17 protein-coding genes are annotated in these 18816 nt (G+C 63.0%); 11 read left to right on the forward strand and 6 right to left on the reverse strand.

Features of this window, described 5'->3' with window-relative positions; all coding sequences use genetic code 11:
- Window positions 1-70 precede the first annotated feature (70 nt).
- Both CSW57_RS20805 and ilvA read left to right on the forward strand, forming a co-directional pair.
- On the forward strand, window positions 71-508 hold the full coding sequence (locus tag CSW57_RS20805) for a nitroreductase family deazaflavin-dependent oxidoreductase (protein ID WP_099384345.1): 438 nt from the start codon (window positions 71-73) through the stop codon (window positions 506-508).
- A gap of 23 nt (window positions 509-531) precedes the next feature.
- The gene (gene ilvA, locus CSW57_RS20810) at window positions 532-1905 is read left to right on the forward strand and encodes a threonine ammonia-lyase IlvA (RefSeq protein WP_099384346.1); all 1374 of its coding nucleotides are present in this window, start codon (window positions 532-534) and stop codon (window positions 1903-1905) included.
- Window positions 1906-1940: 35 nt separating this feature from the next.
- On the opposite strand, the gene treZ is transcribed toward ilvA, so the two are convergent.
- Window positions 1941-3686: a malto-oligosyltrehalose trehalohydrolase gene (gene treZ, locus CSW57_RS20815; RefSeq protein WP_099384347.1), complete on the reverse strand. Its 1746-nt coding sequence runs from the start codon at window positions 3684-3686 to the stop codon at window positions 1941-1943.
- A gap of 385 nt (window positions 3687-4071) precedes the next feature.
- Between treZ and CSW57_RS20820 the strand changes: the two genes are divergently transcribed.
- From CSW57_RS20820 to CSW57_RS24540, 9 genes are all read left to right on the forward strand, one after another.
- On the forward strand, window positions 4072-4878 hold the full coding sequence (locus tag CSW57_RS20820) for an MlaE family ABC transporter permease (RefSeq protein WP_099384348.1): 807 nt from the start codon (window positions 4072-4074) through the stop codon (window positions 4876-4878).
- Window positions 4878-5744, forward strand: coding sequence for an ABC transporter permease (locus CSW57_RS20825; protein WP_099384349.1), 867 nt, complete (start codon window positions 4878-4880; stop codon window positions 5742-5744). Before CSW57_RS20820 ends, CSW57_RS20825 begins: the two co-directional genes overlap by 1 nt.
- A gap of 3 nt (window positions 5745-5747) precedes the next feature.
- A complete protein-coding gene (locus tag CSW57_RS20830; RefSeq protein ID WP_099384350.1) occupies window positions 5748-7049 on the forward strand; it encodes an MlaD family protein in 1302 nt (433 codons plus the stop codon).
- Window positions 7049-8068, forward strand: coding sequence for an MCE family protein (locus CSW57_RS20835; RefSeq protein WP_099384351.1), 1020 nt, complete (start codon window positions 7049-7051; stop codon window positions 8066-8068). Before CSW57_RS20830 ends, CSW57_RS20835 begins: the two co-directional genes overlap by 1 nt.
- On the forward strand, window positions 8065-9084 hold the full coding sequence (locus CSW57_RS20840) for an MCE family protein (protein ID WP_223249373.1): 1020 nt from the start codon (window positions 8065-8067) through the stop codon (window positions 9082-9084). The genes CSW57_RS20835 and CSW57_RS20840 overlap by 4 nt, the downstream gene beginning before the upstream one ends.
- Window positions 9078-10205: an MCE family protein gene (locus tag CSW57_RS20845; protein WP_099384352.1), complete on the forward strand. Its 1128-nt coding sequence runs from the start codon at window positions 9078-9080 to the stop codon at window positions 10203-10205. Before CSW57_RS20840 ends, CSW57_RS20845 begins: the two co-directional genes overlap by 7 nt.
- Complete coding sequence (locus tag CSW57_RS20850; RefSeq protein WP_099384353.1) at window positions 10202-11317, forward strand: MlaD family protein; 1116 nt, start codon at window positions 10202-10204, stop codon at window positions 11315-11317. Before CSW57_RS20845 ends, CSW57_RS20850 begins: the two co-directional genes overlap by 4 nt.
- 10 nt (window positions 11318-11327) lie before the next feature.
- The gene (locus CSW57_RS20855; RefSeq protein WP_370624013.1) at window positions 11328-12482 is read left to right on the forward strand and encodes an MCE family protein; all 1155 of its coding nucleotides are present in this window, start codon (window positions 11328-11330) and stop codon (window positions 12480-12482) included.
- Window positions 12483-12555: 73 nt separating this feature from the next.
- Window positions 12556-13392 (forward strand): hypothetical protein, encoded by an 837-nt coding sequence (locus tag CSW57_RS24540; protein WP_189339342.1) that lies wholly within the window; start codon window positions 12556-12558, stop codon window positions 13390-13392.
- Between the two features lie 17 nt (window positions 13393-13409).
- Here the strand turns inward: CSW57_RS24540 and CSW57_RS20865 are convergent, their stop codons facing one another.
- The 5 genes from CSW57_RS20865 to CSW57_RS20885 are packed head-to-tail and all read right to left on the reverse strand — an operon-like array spanning window position 13410 to window position 18796.
- Window positions 13410-14519, reverse strand: coding sequence for an ABC transporter ATP-binding protein (locus CSW57_RS20865; RefSeq protein ID WP_099384354.1), 1110 nt, complete (start codon window positions 14517-14519; stop codon window positions 13410-13412).
- A 60-nt stretch (window positions 14520-14579) separates the two neighbouring features.
- Window positions 14580-15455 carry a carbohydrate ABC transporter permease gene (locus CSW57_RS20870; RefSeq protein ID WP_099384355.1) on the reverse strand — a complete coding sequence of 292 codons (876 nt, stop codon included), beginning with the start codon at window positions 15453-15455 and terminating at the stop codon, window positions 14580-14582.
- Window positions 15455-16420, reverse strand: coding sequence for a carbohydrate ABC transporter permease (locus tag CSW57_RS20875; RefSeq protein WP_099384356.1), 966 nt, complete (start codon window positions 16418-16420; stop codon window positions 15455-15457). The genes CSW57_RS20870 and CSW57_RS20875 overlap by 1 nt, the downstream gene beginning before the upstream one ends.
- A gap of 4 nt (window positions 16421-16424) precedes the next feature.
- Complete coding sequence (locus CSW57_RS20880; RefSeq protein ID WP_099384357.1) at window positions 16425-17804, reverse strand: ABC transporter substrate-binding protein; 1380 nt, start codon at window positions 17802-17804, stop codon at window positions 16425-16427.
- Complete coding sequence (locus CSW57_RS20885) at window positions 17801-18796, reverse strand: sugar-binding transcriptional regulator (RefSeq protein WP_223249374.1); 996 nt, start codon at window positions 18794-18796, stop codon at window positions 17801-17803. The genes CSW57_RS20880 and CSW57_RS20885 overlap by 4 nt, the downstream gene beginning before the upstream one ends.
- Window positions 18797-18816: the final 20 nt, after the last annotated feature.

Raw genomic sequence — 18816 nt, forward strand, 5'->3', positions numbered from 1 at the left:
ATAACCCCCCGCAATCTCGAGGTTGTAGCTGCTCGAACCGTAATCTCTCCACCGGAAAGAAGAAAAGCTGATGCCACTTCAGGGCGAGTACGAACCCGGTCCCAGCAATTGGGTGCGCGAGCAGACCGAGAAGATCGAGGCCTCCGGCGGAACCGAGGGAAACGAACTCAACGGTATGCCGGTGGTGGTCCTGACGTCGGTGGGTCGCAAGTCCGGCAAGCTCCGCAAGTCCCCTCTGATGCGTGTGGAGCACGAGGGAAAGTACGCCGCAGTCGCCTCTCTCGGAGGCGCACCGAGGAACCCGGTGTGGTACCACAACGTGGTGGCCAATCCACATGTCGAATTGCGTGACGGCACGGTGGTCAGGGACATGGTCGCCCGCGAGGTCACCGGCGATGAGAAGGCCGAATGGTGGGAGCGCGCCGTCGCAGCTTTCCCGCCCTATGCCGAATACCAGGAGAAGACCGATCGGCAGATCCCGGTGTTCGTGCTCGAACCCGCTGAGTAATTCCCTGGAAGTTCAGTGAGACCATAGGGAACGTGACCACACGACACACCACTGACCCGACGCCGCACGCCGCCGCTCCCGATCTGGACGCCGATGCGATCGAGGCGGCGGCGGAGCGAATCGGCAACGTGGTGGTGGCGACCCCGCTGCAGCTCAGCGAGCGGTTGTCGGCGAACACGGGCGCACAGGTCTACCTCAAACGGGAAGATCTGCAGTCGGTCCGTTCGTACAAGATCCGCGGTGCCTACAACGTGATGTCGCTTCTCACCGAGGCCGAGCGTGCCGCCGGTGTGGTGGCGGCGAGCGCGGGCAACCACGCCCAGGGCGTCGCCTACGCAGCGCGCACGATGCAGATCCACAGTCGTATCTACGTTCCCACGAACACGCCGAAGCAGAAGCGGGACCGTATCCGTTGGCACGGAGGCGCTTTCGTGGAGCTGATCGCGGTGGGGGACACCTATGATGCCGCGGCTGCGGCTGCGCAGGCCGATGTGCTGGAGACCGGCGCGACCTGGATCCACGCGTTCGACGACACTCGTACGGCCGCAGGTCAAGGCACCATCGCCAAGGAAATCGTCGAGCAACTCGGCGTCACCCCCGACCTGGTGGTGATACCGGTCGGCGGTGGTGGGGCGCTCGCAGGCATGGTGACGTATCTGCGTGCGCACAGCCCGCAGGTCCGTATCGTCGGGGTGGAACCCACCGGTGCGGTGTCGATGTCGGCCGCTCTTGTCGAGGGCGGCCCGGTCACCCTGACCGACATCGACCCTTTTGTCGATGGTGCTGCCGTCAAACGCATTGGTGCACTGGGTCATCGGGTGATGGCGGACGCCGGGGCAACGGTGGCCCAGCATCCCGATCTGCCACCGTCCGGCACCGTGCATCGAGGGCACGAGCAACTGCTCGCCGGAGCCACGCACATCACACACGTCGACGAGGGTGCGATCTGTTCGGCGATGCTCGAGCTCTATCAGAACGAGGGCATCATCGCCGAGCCCGCCGGGGCACTCGCGGCGACCGTACTCGAAGATCTTCCGATCGAACCCGGCTGGAACGTGGTGTGCCTGCTTTCCGGCGGCAACAACGACGTGTCGCGGTACGGCGAGATCATCGAACGTTCACTGGTCCACCGTGGCCTCAAGCATTACTTCCTGGTCGACTTCCCGCAGGAGCCCGGTGCCCTTCGCCGGTTCCTCGACGAAGTCCTCGGACCCGACGACGACGTCACCCTGTTCGAGTACGTCAAACGGAACAACCGTGAGACCGGAGCCGCGCTCGTGGGTGTCGAACTCGGGGCACCGGAAGGTCTCGGCCCGCTGCTCGCCCGGATGGACGCTTCGCGACTCAAAGGCGAACGGCTCGAACCGGGTTCGCCTGCATACCGCTACCTCACCTGACCGCCTGTCGGGCAGTCAGATGAGGCCGCGCTACGTCAGTCGCGCCGGATGATCAGCACACTGTGCCCGGCCAGGGTCGGTGACGTGACGTTCCTGCCCGGTTCGATCCCATCGGACACGCCGTTCTCGAATGCGAGCAGAACGGTGCCCGAGAACGGTGGTTCCGCGGGCGCTTCGGTCAGGGTCACGATCGTCGAGAGTGCTCCACGGTGCATAGCGAACCAGGTGTTGCTTTCGTCGAAATCGATTGCGACCGAGTCGAAGTCGTCGTCGGAGTACTCGAGCTGACTCTTGCGGAGCGTGATCAGGTCGCGATAGAACCCCAGCAACGCGGCGTGTGGCTGCTCGGTGAGTTCGTCCCAGTTCAGTTTCGACCGCGAGAAGGTCTCCGGGTCTTGCGGATCAGGCACGTCGGCCGCATCCCACCCGTGCTCGGCGAACTCGGCCTTGCGGCCGTTCGCCGTGGCCTCACCGAGTTCTGGTTCGGGGTGGGAGGTGAAGAACTGGAACGGGGTGCTGGCTGCCCACTCCTCACCCATGAAGAGCATCGGCGTGAACGGTGAGGTGAGCACCAGCGCTGCCTTCACCGCCAGCTGGCCCGGATCGAGGTAGTGCGAGGGCCGATCGCCGATCGCGCGGTTACCGATCTGGTCGTGATTGCAGGTATAGACCACCAGCGACGTGGTGACCACCCGTTGATGGTTGATGGGCCTGCCGTGCCTGCGCCGCCGGAAGGACGAGTAGGTGAGGGCGTGGAAGAAGCCTTCTCGCAGAACCTTCGACAGGCATTCGAGACTGCCGAAGTCGGCGTAGTAACCCTGTCGTTCCCCCGACACGGTGGTGTGGATCGCATGGTGGCCGTCGTCACTCCACTGGGCGGCGAGGCCATACCCGCCGTCATTGCGGGAGGTGATGAGTTTGGGATCGTTCAGGTCGCTCTCCGCGATCAAGGACAGCGGCCTGCCGACCCGGTGTGACAGGGTGTCGGTACGCATCTGCATTTCCTCGAGGAGATGCAGCGCGGTGCGGTCGACCAGGGCGTGCACGGCGTCGAGTCGCAGTCCATCGACATGGAACACCTCGAGCCAGCGCAGTGCCGAACCCAGGATGAACTCGCGGACCTCGTCGGAGTCGGCTTCGTCCAGGTTCACCGACTGTCCCCACGAGGTGGCACCTTCGGTGAGATACGGGCCGTAGTTCGGAAGGTAGTTGCCGGACGGACCGAGATGGTTGTACACCGCGTCGATGATCACGCCGAGCCCCCGCAGGTGGCAGGCATTGACGAAGCGAGCGAGAGCGTCGGGACCCCCGTAGGTCTCTTGTACCGCGTACCAGCCGACGCCGTCGTAGCCCCAGTTGTGGGTGCCGTTGAAGGTGTTGACCGGCATCAGCTCGACGAAATCCACGCCGATGTCCACCAGGTGGTCCAGTTTGGCGATCGCAGAATCGAGGGTGCCGTCGGCAGTGAACGTGCCGACGTGCAATTCATAGATGACTGCGCCTGCAACGGGCCGGCCTTGCCAGTCCGAATCAGACCAGATGTCCGGGTCGATCTCGTGCACCTGGGACAGTCCGTGGACGCCATCGGGTTGTCGCGGCGAGCGAGGGTCAGGGAGTGGGTCGGTGCTGTCGTCGATGAGATAGCCGTAGCGGGCGCCGGGCGACGCAGGTACAGGACTTTCCCACCAGCCATCCCCGGTCTCGCGCATCGAATGGATGTCGCCGTCGATCGTCACTCGCATCTGCTGCGCCGTCGGCGCCCATACCGGTAGGGAGGTCACCTCTAAACCGTAGGTGCTATCCATCCGCGACGCCGTGGTGGTCTCCCGGCGCGTCCATGATGTGGACCGCGCGGATCGACGCCGAAACGGCTTAAGTTAACGACAAATCACGGCAATGGTAGGACTGCGAGAGCTTTTGGGCTAATGTGAGCACGCGCGCTTCCAGATCGTGGTGAACACGATCGTCGCTGCGTACGGCAGCGGTGGGACGAAAGAACATCGTGTCGGGTCGGAAACGTTGGTTCGTCGGCGATTTCGTTTAGCTATATGGCACTATGAGCGAACTCATACGCAGGGTGGCGTATGACGGGGATCACTGAGGCAGGGTGTGAGTACAGAAACCGCGGCGTCACGCAGCAGGCGAACAGCCTCGGCTCGTAGTGCAATGCTGCCCGCCAAGCGCTGGTTCCGCGGCCACGTGATCGCATCGTTCGAGACCTTCGGGCGGCAGATGACGCTGTTCCTCGAGGTCTTCAAGGTGCTGATCGTCGACATCGTCAAGCGACGGTTCCCATTCGGTGAGTTCATCCGCCAATGCGCGTTCATGGCCAACACCTCCGTCATCCCCACTCTTCTGGTTGCCATCCCGGTCGGTGTGATCGTCTCCATCCAGGTCGGCAACATCGCCAACCAGATCGGTGCCACCTCGTTCTCGGGCGCGGCAACCGGTCTCGGCGTGATCAGGCAGGGCGCTCCGCTGGTCACCTCTCTTCTGCTTGCCGGCGCGGTCGGGTCGGCCATCGCTGCCGACCTGGGCTCGCGAACCATCCGCGATGAGATCGACGCGATGCGGGTGATGGGAGTCAATCCCACCCAGCGGCTCATCTCGCCGCGACTGCTGGCCACGATGGTCGTGAGTTTTCTGCTCTGCGGATTCGTGTGCTTCATCGGCTTCGTCACCGGCTACGTCTTCAACGTCTACTTCCAGGGAGGTACGCCGGGTAGTTACACCGGCACCTTCGCGTCCTTTGCATCCCCGGCCGACCTCGCGTTCGCCATCACCAAAGCAGTGATCTTCGGCGCGATCGTCGCCGTGGTGGCCTGCGACCGCGGGCTCACCACGAAAGGGGGACCCTCAGGTGTCGCCAACTCGGTCAACGCGGCGGTGGTCAATTCCGTGATCCTGTTGTTCACGGTCAACGTCATCCTCACCCAGATCTTTGCGGTGGTCGTCCCGGCCAGGGTGGTCTGATGGTCGCCTCCAAGTACACGCCGCCGGCCCTCAAGCCAATTGAATGGGGCAAGAAGGTCTATCAGTCACCCCGCGACACATTGGTGTTGATGGGCCATCAGGTCACCTTCCTGGTCCGGTCGGTCGGTGCGGTCCCGATTGCCTTCAAGCACTACAGCAAAGAGATCTGGCGACTGCTCTCCGACGTCACCTGGGGTAACGGCGCCATCGTTGTGGGCGGCGGAACGATCGGCGTGATCATCCTGCTCGGCATCATGGGCGGTGCAACCGTGGGTATCGAGGGCTATACAGCCCTCAACCTGTTGGGCATGTCGCCGGTCACCGGCGCCATCTCGGCATTCGCGACCACCCGCGAATTGGGACCCCTGCTGGCTGCGGTCGCCTTCACCGCGCAGTCCGGGTGTCGATTCACCGCTCAATTGGGCTCGATGCGGATCAGCGAGGAGATCGACGCACTCGAATCGATCGCGATCCGGCCGATGCCGTACCTCGTCACCACCCGCATGATCGCCGCCGTGATCGCCATCATCCCGCTGTATTCGGTGTCGCTGGCCGCGAACTACCTGGCCTGCCAACTCATGTTCCAAGTGCAGAGCGGGCAGGGCCGCGGCGCATACCTGTCGTACTTCTACCAGTTCATCCTGTCCAAGGACATGGTGTTCTCGGTGATGAAGGTTGTGGTGTTCGTACTGCTCACGACGTTCATCCAGTGCTACTACGGCTTCTTCGCATCAGGCGGGCCAGAGGGTGTGGGGGTGGCAGCCGGCCACGCAATTCGGCTGTCGATCATCGTGCTGGTGTTCGCGAATCTTCTTCTGACACTTGTTTTCTGGGGCCTGTCGCCCGGCATCAGGATTTCGGGGTAACGCATGTTCGTCGACACGACCGGACGCAATCCGTCTGTGACCCAGTACTTTCTGCGCGGCGTCGCATTTGTTGTCGCGCTCGCGCTGATCCTGTTCGTCCTCATGCTCAGGTACCAGGGCACTTTCGAGGAGAAACTCGAGGTGACGGCGACGCTCGACGACGTCGGCGACGGTCTCACGGGCCAGGCGGACGTGCGGTACAACGGTGTCATCATCGGCAGCGTCACGTCGATCGAGACCGCGAACAACGACCTGTCCGACGTCCTCATCGAGGTGGCCCCTGAGCAGGCGCAGGGCGTACCCGCCAACGTGACGGCACGAACGGTGCCCAGCAACCTGTTCGGCGTCAACTCGGTGGAACTCATCGCACCACCTGATCCCAAGGGACACCTGTCGAACGGGAGCAAGATCACCGCGGACGAGTCCAAGGAGACCATCGCCCTGCAGACCGTGCAGAACGATCTACGCGAGCTCTTCGTCGCCGTCCCGCCGGAGGAGATCGGTCGCGTCCTCGGGACCATCGCCGATGCGCTGCGTGGCGGTGGAAACGTGTTCTCTGCCTTCGTGGGCACACTCAACCAGTACTGGCAGCAGATCAATGCCCAGTTCCCCGATGGCGCACCTCCCGGATTCGACAACTTCAACCGGGCCATGCAGGGGATCGAACAATCGACACCTCAATTACTCGACACCATGGGGCGTGCGGTGATCCCGTCCATCACGATCATCGAACGCCAACGCGACCTCGCGAGCACGCTCACCGCGGCCCAGTCGATGATCGACCGGATCCAGGAGTTGTTCGCGCGCAACGGTGATTCGGGCATACAGATCGTGCAGAACCTGAACACGATGACCGGTGCGGTGGCCGTGGACTCAGAGGCGCTCCCAGGCGGCATCCGTGCACTCAACCAGCTGGCCGGCAAGGTCCTGACCGTTTTCACCGGAACAAATGGGAAGCCGCAGTTGAACATCGGCGTCAGCCTCAGCCCGTTCTTGCAGTACAACCGACAGAACTGCCCTGTGTACAACGGTGGCGAGTACGGCATCACCCGGGGACCGGGATGTACCGGGCCCGGGACCGGTACCGGACCGACGAACTCCGGACCCCTTGTGGTGCGGCCCGCCGGAGCCGAAACCGGGACGAACACCAACGAATCCTCACTTCCCAGGGCGGTCACGACGGGCACCGACAACGAGACGCTGCGCGCAGCACTCGATCGCGAACCCTCGGCAGCCGACACACTGATGCTCGGCCCGCTGGTCCAGTCGGTGCGGGTACAGCAGAACACCGGCGGTGAGGGCTGATGGGTTACCGCAAGCCTCTCATCGGGTTCAGCCTGTTCGCCGTGCTGGCGCTACTGCTCACGTACACGATCTGGTCGACGCTGGAACGAGCAGTGCCGGGTCAGACCAACGAATACACCACTTATTTCAGCGATGCCTCGGGGCTGCACTCGGGTGACGACGTGCGGATGGCCGGGGTCCGGGTCGGCCGCGTCTCGGACATCGCCCTCGATCGAAACCGGGCCAAGGTGACGTTCGACCTGCAGACCGACCAGACCATCTTCTCCAACACGCAGGCGTCGATCCGCTACCAGAACCTGATCGGACAGCGCTATCTGGGACTCGACCTCGTCGAAGGCGCAGAACAGAAGAAGCTCGAGCCGGGGTCCACCCTCGAAGAACCGTCACAGGATTCGTTTGACGTCTCGGCGTTGCTCGCGGGCTTCCAGCCGGTGTTCGACACCCTCGAACCCGAGCAGGTCAACCAGCTGTCGGAGAGTCTTGTGCAGACCTTCCAGGGCAACCAGGTATCGCTCAGCTACACGATCGAACAGATCGGAAAGCTGGCCGCAGACTTCGGAAATCGAGATCAGGTCATCGGAGCCCTCATCACCAATCTGAGCGCGGTGATGGGAGACCTCAGCTCGCAGGGCGATCAGATGCAGGTACTGGTGAAGAACCTCGCTGGATTGATCGAGGGGCTGAACGGCAACTCGACGTCGCTGGGTGCCTCGGTTGACAGTATCGGTGACGCGACGAGCCGCCTCGGTGGGCTGCTCGGCCGGATCCGTCCTGATGCCGAGCAACTCGGGCAGAGCTTGCGGGACACAACCGGCCGGATGATCGGCATCGGGTCCAAACTCGACCAGCTGGCAATCGATCTGCCGCTGTTCCTGGTGCACTTTCCCATGGTTATGGGACAGGGCGCCTACCTGAACATCTACGCCTGCGAACTGGACGTATCAATCGGTGGTGTTCTCTTCCCGCCGGGGTTGATCAGCCAGATCGGCGGCACCCAGCACTCGGTGGTGTGCCGATGAGCCCCGGGGAGGCACATGCTGTGAAGTCGAACATGTTGCGCCGCAGCTGGTCCGAGCATCGATATTTTTGGCTCGGAGCTATCGGGTCGGTGGTGCTGGTCTTGATCGTGGTGTCCACGTTCGCGATCTCGGAGTCGGGAATCGGTAAGCGGGAGTACACCGCCGACTTCTCCCAGGCCGGCGGTATCCGCCCCGGTGACAAGGTTCGCGTTGCCGGCATCGACGTGGGGGAGGTCTCGAAGACCACCTTGGCCGGCGACCACGTCGCAGTGGCCATGGAGGTCGAGAAGGACGTCGAGGTGATGTCGGACGGTTCCGCCGAGATCAAGCTCTCGACGCTGCTCGGACAGCGTTACGTCGACATCAAGGTCGGTGAATCGACGGCTCGACTCAGTGGCTTGAGGATCGCCCGCACCCAGGTGCCGTACGACCTGCAGGAGACCATCGAGCGTGGGACCCCGATCCTGTCGGGGGTGAACGCCGAAAGCCTCAGCGACAGTGTGGATGCGCTGAACAAACAGTTGGCCGGCGCGCCGGGGATCACCCGCACCACGTTGGATTCCCTGACCGAGATGTCCAGGGTGATCAGCAACCGCAGTGATCAGATCAACCTGCTCATCAAGGACACCAATTCCGTCACCGAGATCGTCAACAGCAGCCAGTATCAGCTGTCGGTGATCGTCGGTCAGGGCCAGCTGCTGGCTCAGAAGATCGCCACCCGGCAGCAATTGGTGATCAAGATGCTCGATGGCGTCGCGGACCTGTCGAACCAGATGTCAGCCATGGGCGCGGAGAACAACAATCAGTTCGCGCCCCTGATCGCCAACCTCAACACGATCTCGGAGGGTATGGAAAAGAACCGCGACAACCTCCGTCACATGCTCGAGGTCCTGCCGCTCACCGTCCGGGCGATCGCCAACACCACCGGATCCGGTCCTTACGCAATGGGTTACCTCCCGTGGGGCATCTTCCCCGACAACTGGCTCTGCGCGGCGAGGGTGGTCGACGGATGTTGAGCACCCAGCATGTCTCGCGCCGGGGCGCGAGCACGATACGCCGCTCTGTGGTGATGACGGCTCTGCTCATCACCACCGCACTTCTCGGCACCGGATGCACGCTGATTCCCGCCGAATGGCGCCACGCAGCGGGCGAGTCGATCAAGCTGACCGCCTACTTCGACAGTGTGGCAGGGCTTTACAACGACAACGACGTGGATGTGTTGGGCATGCCCGTGGGTCGGGTCCTGTCGATCACGCCTCAGGGCGACCGGGTCAAAGTGGAGTTCACCGTCGACAATTCGATACCCATCCCGGCAGACGCCACCGCCGCCATCATCAACACCTCGTTGGTGACCACCCGCCACATCGAGTTGTCGCCCACGTACACCGAAGGTGCGAAGCTGGAAGACGGTGACACCGTGGCCAATGCAAAGAGCCCGGTGGAGATCGGAGAGCTCTTCGACACCGTGGACAACCTCGTGGAGGAGTTCCAGGCAGACCCGGATGGCAGTGGACCGCTCGGCGACATGCTGACGATCTCGTCGGGGATCTTCGGCGGCAACGGCGAGCGGATGGCCGTTGCGCTCGAAGAACTCAACAAGGTCGCGCAAGTCGGCGTCGACAACGGGGATGCACTCGTCGAGATGATCAAGAAGATCTCGATTCTGACGACGGCGCTGGTAGACAACTATCCGAAGATGACGGCGTTCTCGTCGGCCATCACCCAGGTCTCGCAGATGCTGGGTGACCAGTCGCCGGGTCTGCAGGCAACCATGCAGGCGCTGAACCAGACATTGAACAACACCGCCACCTTCATGGAGGGGAACGTCAACGTCGTCGACAGCTCGATGGGCCGGCTCGCCGCACTGATCAGCAATCTCAGTGACTACTCGCGTCAGCTGGTCGACACGATCGATGTCGCGCCGTTGGCTTTCGACAACTTGGCCAACTCGGTATCGGTGGAGCAGAGAGCGTGGCGCGCCCAGTTGCTGATCGACAAGTCGTTGCTCGACACCGAACTCCTGTCCACGTTCTGTGAAGCAATCAACTTGCAGGAAAACGGCTGCCGAACCGGCAAATTGAAGGATTTCGGCCCCGATCTGGGTGTGTTCTCGGCGCTGGTGGAGATGACAAAATGACGCACAGACGATCGGCGATGCAGGTCAGGGGAGCAGTGGTGGCGGGCCTGGCGGCGACGATGTTGCTGTCCGGTTGCGGCTCCATCCCCGGCCTGACGATCGACCAGATCCCGCTGCCGGCGCCGGGAGGGGTCGGTGACGGTTACGAGATCAAGGGTTCGTTCGGCAACGCGCTGAACCTGCCGTCGCAGGCAAAGGTGAAACTGAACGGCAACGACATCGGTCTGGTCGAATCGATTTCGGCGAACAACTACGCGGCCGACGTCACGATGAAGATCCGCAAAGACATCACGCTGCCGGTGGGCACCGGGGCCGAACTCCGTCAGGGCACACCTCTCGGTGACGTGTTCGTCGCGTTGAAGCCACCGGAAGGTGATGACACCCAAGGGTCCATGGCGCCCGGCGACGAACTGTCAGGCGAAACGTCCGAGGCCGCAACCGTCGAGGATCTGCTGGTCACCGCGACCGCATTCGTTGACGGTGGCTCCATCAAGAACCTGACCGAGATCATCAACGAGTTGTCGGATGCGCTCGGCGGCAAGGCGCCGGAGCTGACCGGCGTGATCGAGGGCATGACCACAGGCATCAGCCGCCTCGCCCAGAACACCGTCGAGTTCGACACCGCACTCGAATCGTTCAACGGACTGGCCGAAGACCTGTCGAACGGACGGGAACAGCTGGTCGCCTCCATCAACACGGTCGGCCCTGCACTGGACGTGGTCAACGGGCAGATCCCGGCACTGGTCACAACATTGGACAAGACCAGCACGGTCACCGATGCGCTCAACGATTTCCTCGACACCCAGACCGAGAACGCGGCGGAGATGACCAACAACCTGCTGGTGGACATCGATGCCCTGGGCGAAGCCGTCGGAGAACTCGGTCCGTTGGCCGACAAGCTACGTGTCCTCACTCCGAAGTGGGTCGACGCCACCCCAGGCACGGCGGCCACCGTGAGCGCCAGGCTCTGGTATCTGTCACCAGGATTCGGTTTCGACTCGGGTAGCCGGCTACCGGAGATGGAGGATTTCAATCAGGGTGTCAACAGCTTGAACCAGACGCTCACCCGAGTTCTCGCCCGGCTCACCGGAACCCGCGGATGTTGTGGGTGAGGGGACGATGATGACATTTCTCCGTACTCACCGGATCCTGCTGTCCAACCTCGCCTTGATCCTGGTGATGGTGATCGGGTTCGGCTATCTCACGCTGGGTGTGCTTCGCTGGCGTCCGTTCGACGACAGTTATTCGCTCACAGTCGAATTCGCGAACTCCGGAGGTGTTCAGGAGACTTCCGAGGTCACGCTCCGGGGCTCGCGGATCGGTGAGGTGGACACTGTTCGGGTCACCCCGGCCTCTGTCGAGGTGAAGGTAACGATCGACAGCAAGTACAAGATCAACACCGATTCCGAGGTAAAGGCACTCGGGCTCTCGGCGGTCGGCGAGCAGTACGTCGACTTTCAGCCCCCCACCTCTGACGGCCCGTACTTCTCGAACGGCGACAAGATCTCGTCGGTTCAGACCTCGTCGACGGTTGCTTTCCCGAAATTGCTCGAGTCGACGGTCGGAGTGGTCAAACAGATCGATCCGGTCAAGCTGAAGACGACGATCGACGAACTCGACATCGCACTCGACGCCGGTGGCAAGAACCAGCTCCGCGCCTTGTTCAACAGCGGCGGCGTGATCTTCGCTGACCTCTACCGTGTGCTGCCCGAGACGGTCACGTTGATCCAGAACACCGGCACCATCCTGGAGACCACAGCAGACATTCAGCCCGATCTCGGCCGGCTCACCGGCGGGATGAGCGGGCTTATCGACGCCCTGGTGGCCTCGGACAACGAACTGCGTACGTTCCTCGGTACCGGGCCGGCGCGGCTGACGACACTGGCGGGCTCACTCAATCAACTGCAGGATCCGCTGACCGATGTGCTCAAACAGTTCCTCGACATCGCCCAGCAAGGCGCGCTCCGTGCTCCCGCGATGGTGAACCTGCTCCCGTCGATCCGTGATGGTGCCACCACCGCGCAGGCGATGTTCCACGACGGAGCGTGGTGGGCTTTCGGCTCGATCTATCCGCGGCCGTATTGCGAGTACCCGACGATGCCGCAGCGGCCGACCCAGATCCTGGAGAGCTCGGTTCCGGTGAATATGTACTGTGTCACCGAAGATCCGACTCAGCAGATCAGGGGAGCCGCGAACGCACCACGGCCGCCGGGCGACGACACCGCCGGGCCACCGCCCAACATGGACCCCAACGCGCGCACCGCTCCGCTGGGCTGACAGCCGACCGCTTCACGGTCCCGGCAGATGCCGTCACCGTTCTCGAGACCTGTTGTGAGGTAGAAACGCCGTTATGGCAGACAAAGATGTATCAACGCCCACCGGCGACGGCGATGACGCCGACACACCGTCGGCGAAGAGGGTGCCATCGGGCAAGTCCCGCCGGGCGAAGCCGGTTGTCGCCGAGTCCACCGCCGGAACATCGGGATCGGCCGCGTCGTCGTCCGCGAAGAGTTCTGCCGCCTCCTCCGCGGCGTCGACCGGAGCGGACACCAAGCAGGCCAGGCAGATAACCATCAGTGTCTCGGCAATCGGCAAGGTGGCAGCCGGAGCATTGCTGATCGCCCTGATCGCGGTGACGGTGTTCTTCGGGCTGAAGTGGAAATCCGACCAAGACAAGATCGCGGCGGCCGAAGATGCCAAACAGGCCTCCGACTACTTCGTCACCCAGTTGCTCAACTCCATGAACACCACCACCGCGGGCGAGTACGTCGACACGATGTCACCGCTGACCACCGGTCAGTTCAGGGACAACCTGCTCAAGGAGCGGGAGAAGACCCAGGCCGACATCACGCAGATGCAGTTGAAGATCACGCCGTCGATCTGGTCGTCGGGTGTGGTGTCGGCCGAAGGGGATACGGCGACCACACTGATCATCGCCGAGATCACCGGAACCAGCAGCGTTGCCACCACACCGGTGACCAACGTCGGCATGTTCCGTCTGACGTTGGAGAAGCACGACGGTAAATGGCTGGTGTCCCAGATGGATCCGGGTCCGTCCAGCTCAGGTGCGGGATCGGCGGATTCGGGAGCACCGGTTGATCCGAATGCTCCCGCGGATCCGAACGCTTCGGTCGTGCCGAATGCACCGGTGGAGCCGGCGCCGGTGACCCCGGCGCCCGTCGGCTGACCGCTGATCGTCCAGCGCTAGAGGCTGATCCGCTCGCCGGTCTCGGGATGGAACAGGTGCACCTTTCCGCTGTTCTGCCGCAGCCGGACCGCTTCGCCCAGCTTCGCAGGTGACCGCTGGCCCGATCGTGCCACCAGTGTCAGCGGCCCGCCCTCGAGACTTCTGACATGCGGGTCGTCGAGCGTGGCGTACACGTACGTCTCGCTGCCCAGTTCTTCCATGAGCGCCACCGTCACACCGAGTCCGTCGCCAGCGTCGCCGAGGGAGAGTTCTTCGGGTCGAATGCCTACGGTGACCTCCTGCAGACCGGACTTCTCGATCAGCGTGGTCGAGTCCGCGTCGAGGTCGATTCTGGACCCGGCGACGGTCACTGCACCGTCGCGCACCGGCGCGGTGAACAGGTTCATCGCGGGCGACCCGATGAAGCCGGCGACAAATGCGTTCTTCGGTCGGTCGTAGAGCTCTGTCGGTGTGCTGAACTGCTGCAGCACACCGTTTTTGAGCACCGCAACGCGGTCACCCATGGTCATGGCCTCCACCTGGTCGTGGGTGACGTAGACGGTGGTGGTGCCGAGTCGTCGCTGCAACGCGGCGATTTGGGTGCGGGTCTGCACGCGCAACTTCGCATCGAGGTTCGACAGAGGTTCGTCCATGCAGAACACCTGCGGTTCGCGGACGATGGCCCGACCCATCGCCACCCGCTGGCGCTGGCCGCCGGACAGCTTGCCCGGCTTGCGGTCGAGGTAGTCGGTGAGGTCGAGGACCTTGGCGGCCTCGGCGACCTTGCGCTTGCGTTCCTCGAGCCCGACACCGCGCATCTTCAGCGCGAAGCCCATGTTCTCGCCGACAGTCTTGTTCGGGTAGAGCGCATAGTTCTGGAAGACCATGGCGATGTCACGGTCTTTGGGGGCCACACCGACCATGTTGTTGCCGCCGATCTTGATCGCCCCGCTGTCGATCTCCTCGAGACCGGCGAGCATGCGCAGGGCGGTGGACTTACCTGAACCCGAGGGGCCGACGAGGACAACGAACTCGCCGTCTTCGATGTCGAGGTTGAGTGAGTCGACGGCCAGTGAATCGGCGCCCGGGTAGACGCAGCAGGCGTTTTCGTAGCTGATGGTTGCCATTGTGTGCTCCTGTTTATTTGATGGCCCGGGCGAAGCCCGAATGATGTGCTCTGCCGAAGCTCACTTGATGGCTCCGAAGGAGAGGCCGCGGACGAGTTTGTTCTGAGCGATCCAGCCGCAGATGACCACCGGCAGAGCGGCTATCACCGAGGCGGCGGACAGCTGGGCCCAGAAGAGCCCCTGTCCTGACATGAACCCGGTGAGGGCCACCGGCATCGTCTGGGCGTTGACGGCCGTCATGTTCACCGCGAAGAAGAACTCGTTCCACGAGAAGATGACGCAGATCAGTGCGGTGGCCGCGATTCCGGGAGAGATCAGCGGAAGGATTACCTCACGAACCGAGGTCCAGAGACTGGCACCGTCGATCTCGGCGGCCTCCAACAGTTCGCTGGGTACCTCGAGGAAGAACGACCGCATCATCCACACCGCGATCGGCAGGTTCATCGAGGTGTACAGGACGATGAGTGTCCAGACGTTGTCGAGCATCCCGATCTGGCCCACGATGACGTACAGCGGGATGATGACGGCGACCACGGGAAGCATCTTGGTGCTGATGAAGAAGAACAGGGCATCGCTCGTCTTCTTCACCGGCCGCAGCGAGAGTGCAAACGCGGCTGGGATGCCCAGCAGCAGAACGATGATCGTCGACACCGTCGTCACGAACAGTGAGTTCAGCAGCGCGGTCCCGACGCCCGCGTCGAAGACCGCCTTGAATTGGTCGAGCGTCGGGGTGAATAAGAACGTCGGGGGATTGGTTGCCGCATCGCTCTCCTGCTTGAACGCGGTGAGCACCATCCAGGCGACCGGAAAGAAGAACCCGATGGCGATGATCCAGGTGAAGGCGGTCAGCAGACTCCCGCCTCGATTGCGCCGCTTCTTGATGTCCTTGATGTCGGTATGTGCTTGTGTCGGTGTGTTGTTCACTGCGGTGGACATCAGGCTGCCTCCTCTTTTCCGCTGAAACTCTTGAAGATCAGGCGAAGGGCGAGGCTCGACAAGATGATGGTCGCAATCACGGTGACCACGCCCATCGCGGCCGCCTGTCCGACATCGAAACCGAGGAACGCGCGTTGGTAGATGTAGAAGGGCAAGTTCGAACTGGCGACGCCCGGACCTCCTGAGGTCATCATGTACACGGCGTCGAAGGTGTTGACCAGGTAGATGGCTCCGAGGACAGATCCCAGTTCGATGAACCTGCGCAGGTGGGGCAGCGTCAGTTCCCGGAACAGCCGAAAGCTGGTGGCGCCGTCGACGCGGGCGGCCTCCTGGATGTCCTTCGGCATCGACTGCAGGCCGGCCAGGATCAGCAACATCATGAAAGGTGTCCACTGCCAGACCAGTTCGGCCATCACACTGGCGAGTGGGAACTCGCTGAGCCAGTCGACGTCGCCGAGACCGAACGGGCTCAGCGCCCAGTTGACCAGTCCGTTGGTGGGGGAGAGCAGGCTCGTCTTCCACAGCAGCGCGGCCGCCACCGGGGTGACCAGGAACGGGGTGATCAATAACGTGCGGACAATGCTGCGCCCGATGAACTTGCGGTCGAGGAGGATGGCGAAGAACAAGCCGAGCAGAACCGAGATGACAACGGTCCCGACGATGAGGATCACCGTGTTGAGTGCCACCGTCCGGAACTGGCTGTCGGTGAAGACATCGACATAGTTGTTGAGCCAGTTGAACTCCCGAGACCCGGGACGGACCAGGTTCCATGACTGGGTGGAGTAGTACAGCGTCACGATGAAGGGGATCTGCGTGACGATTATCATGAATATCAACGCCGGTAGCAGCGGCCCCCGTCGTCGCCATCCCTCGGCGCGCGAGATCCTGTCCCGTTTGGACGTTATCGACGGCGGCGCGGAACCCGGATCGGGCTCGGTGCCTCGCTCTGCGAGTGCGGTGGCCATGTCCTCACTGCTCCTTCTTGTAGGACTCGCCGACTACCTCGGCGTACTTCTGGGACTGTTCTAGCGCTTCGTCGACGGAGATCTGTCCGGCGATTGCGGCGCTGATCTGCTGGCTCACCCGGGTGCCGAAGTCTTGGAACTCGGGGATGGCGAGGAACTGGATTCCGGTGTATGGCACGGGGTCCACTGTCGGTTTGTTCTGATCGGCGGCCTGCATCGATTTGAGGGTCGGCTCGGCGAAGGCGCCCGAGATCTCCTTGTACGCCGGCAGGTCATAGGTGGAGAGCCGGCTGCCGGGCGGGACGCTGGCCGCGCCGAGCTGCTCGGCCACCATCTTGATGTAGTCCTTGCTGGTCATCCATTCGATGAACTTCCAGGCGTCGTCCTTCTTCTTGCTGCTCTCGGGGATACCGAGCGACCAGGCGTACAGCCAGCCGTTGCCGCCCTTGGCCATGCTGGGAGCCATGGCGTACCCGACATTGCCCGCGATATTGCTGTCGTCCGGGCTCTCGAGCACCGAGACCGCTGAGGTCGCGTCGTACCACATCGCAACCTGGCCCTGTGACATCAAGTTGGCGCATTCCTGGAAACCTGTTGAGGCAGCACCGGGTTCGCCATACTGACGGACGGTGTCGACGTAGAACTCGACTGCTTCTCTGACCTGGGGACTGTCCAGCTGAGCATTCCAGTCCTCGTCGAACCAACGTCCACCGAAGGCGTTGATCACGGTGTCCAGCGGTGCCAGGGTCTCACCCCATCCCGGCTTGCCGCGCAAGCAGATCCCCGACACCTCGCCCTTGTTTAGGGTCTTGGCGGCCTCCTGGACCTCGGGCCACGTCGGCTCCGCGGGCATGTTGATGCCCGCGTCGGCGAGCATCTGCTTGTTGTACATGAGGAACGAGGACTCACCGTAGAACGGTGCCGAGTACATGTTGCCCTCGTAGGACAGCGCCTCGCGGAGGGTCGGGATGAAGTCGTCCTGGTCGTAGCCGGGGCTGGAGACCATGTACGGGGTGAGATTGACGAGCCACCCGTTCTCGGCCCAGGTCGCCGTTTCGTAGTTGCTGATCATCACCACGTCGAACTCGCCGCCGCCGGTTGCCACCGAGGCGGTGATCTTGGCGCGTGCCTCGTTCTCGGACAACGTGACGAACTTGAGCTTGACGCCGGGGTTCTCCTTTTCGAATTGCGGAGACAATGCGATCGCATCTTGCATCTGGGAGTTGGAGACCAACGCGATCGTGACCGCTTCGCCACCGCCGTCAGTGAAAGATCCGGCGCCACTGCAGGCGGAGGCCGTCAGCGCAACGGTTCCCGCGAGGGCAAGGGGCGCAAGGGCTCTCCGCCATCTCGCCCGTGTTCTTGGCTTCGTCGAGTCAGTCATCTTTGACCTTTCTCTTGCGTGATGAGCCAGTGCGCAGTGCCCAGATCGGTGATCAGTGTGGTGGCGAGGCCACCTCGGAGGGCGCCCAGGATCGACTCCCGGCGGTGGTTTCCACCGGAGATGAGCATGGTGGTGGGGCAGGAACGGACGGCCTCGAGTGGAACGGAGACCGTGCGGTCGACGAGCGAGGATTCGACGGTGACCCCGTCCTTGTCGTAGAACCGCCCGCCGATCTCGCCGACCGCCCCGAGTCCGGTCAATTCGTCGAGGATGGCGGCGTCGATGTACGCCCCTTCGAAGAGGGTGGTGGACGTGGTGACCGACCCGACACCGAACACCATCACATCGGCTTCTTCGGCGGCTTTGAACGACTGCGACAGGATGGAGTCCCGCTGCAGCGCCTTCACGGTGTCGGGATCGGCGTAGAGCGGGGCAACAAGCCGAAGTGGTTGTGCGCCCAGACGTTCGGCGAATCGGGACAGTGCGTGATCAACGCCGGTGTGGTACTCGACAGACGTCATGGAGCCGTCCATCTGCACCACCCGCCGGCAGCTGGCAGAGCGGGGAGTGATCGAGTCGGCCACGGCGACCGTTTCCGGCCCCCATGTGAAGCCGAGTGTGCTGTTCGGCTCGAGTCTGCGGATGAGAACCGACGCTCCAGCCCGTCCGAGCGCGGAGTCACCCGTCTGCGTCCCGTCGGCGAGCTGATCGATGATCAGGGCCTCCTTGAGCCCGAACGCGGTCTCGAGATCGCGCTCCTCGTCGGTGTGGATGGAGCCGGCCAGATGCGGGGGTGCGTCGATGACCACACGCACCAGGCCCTGGGCACGCGCCCTGGCAATGAGTCGGCCTGCGGTGGGACGGGAGAGGCCCAACCGCGCGGCGACCTCCGCCTGGGTGAGCCCTTCGAGGTGGTACATCGTGGCCGCACGAACAAGTAGGCGCAGGTCTTGCCCGGTGTCGGCGGTGGGCTCCAGCGGTGACGCGTTCACGCGCCCTCCTCATCGAGGTG

This window comes from Williamsia muralis, assembly GCF_002735905.1.
Lineage (GTDB): Bacteria > Actinomycetota > Actinomycetes > Mycobacteriales > Mycobacteriaceae > Williamsia > Williamsia muralis_A.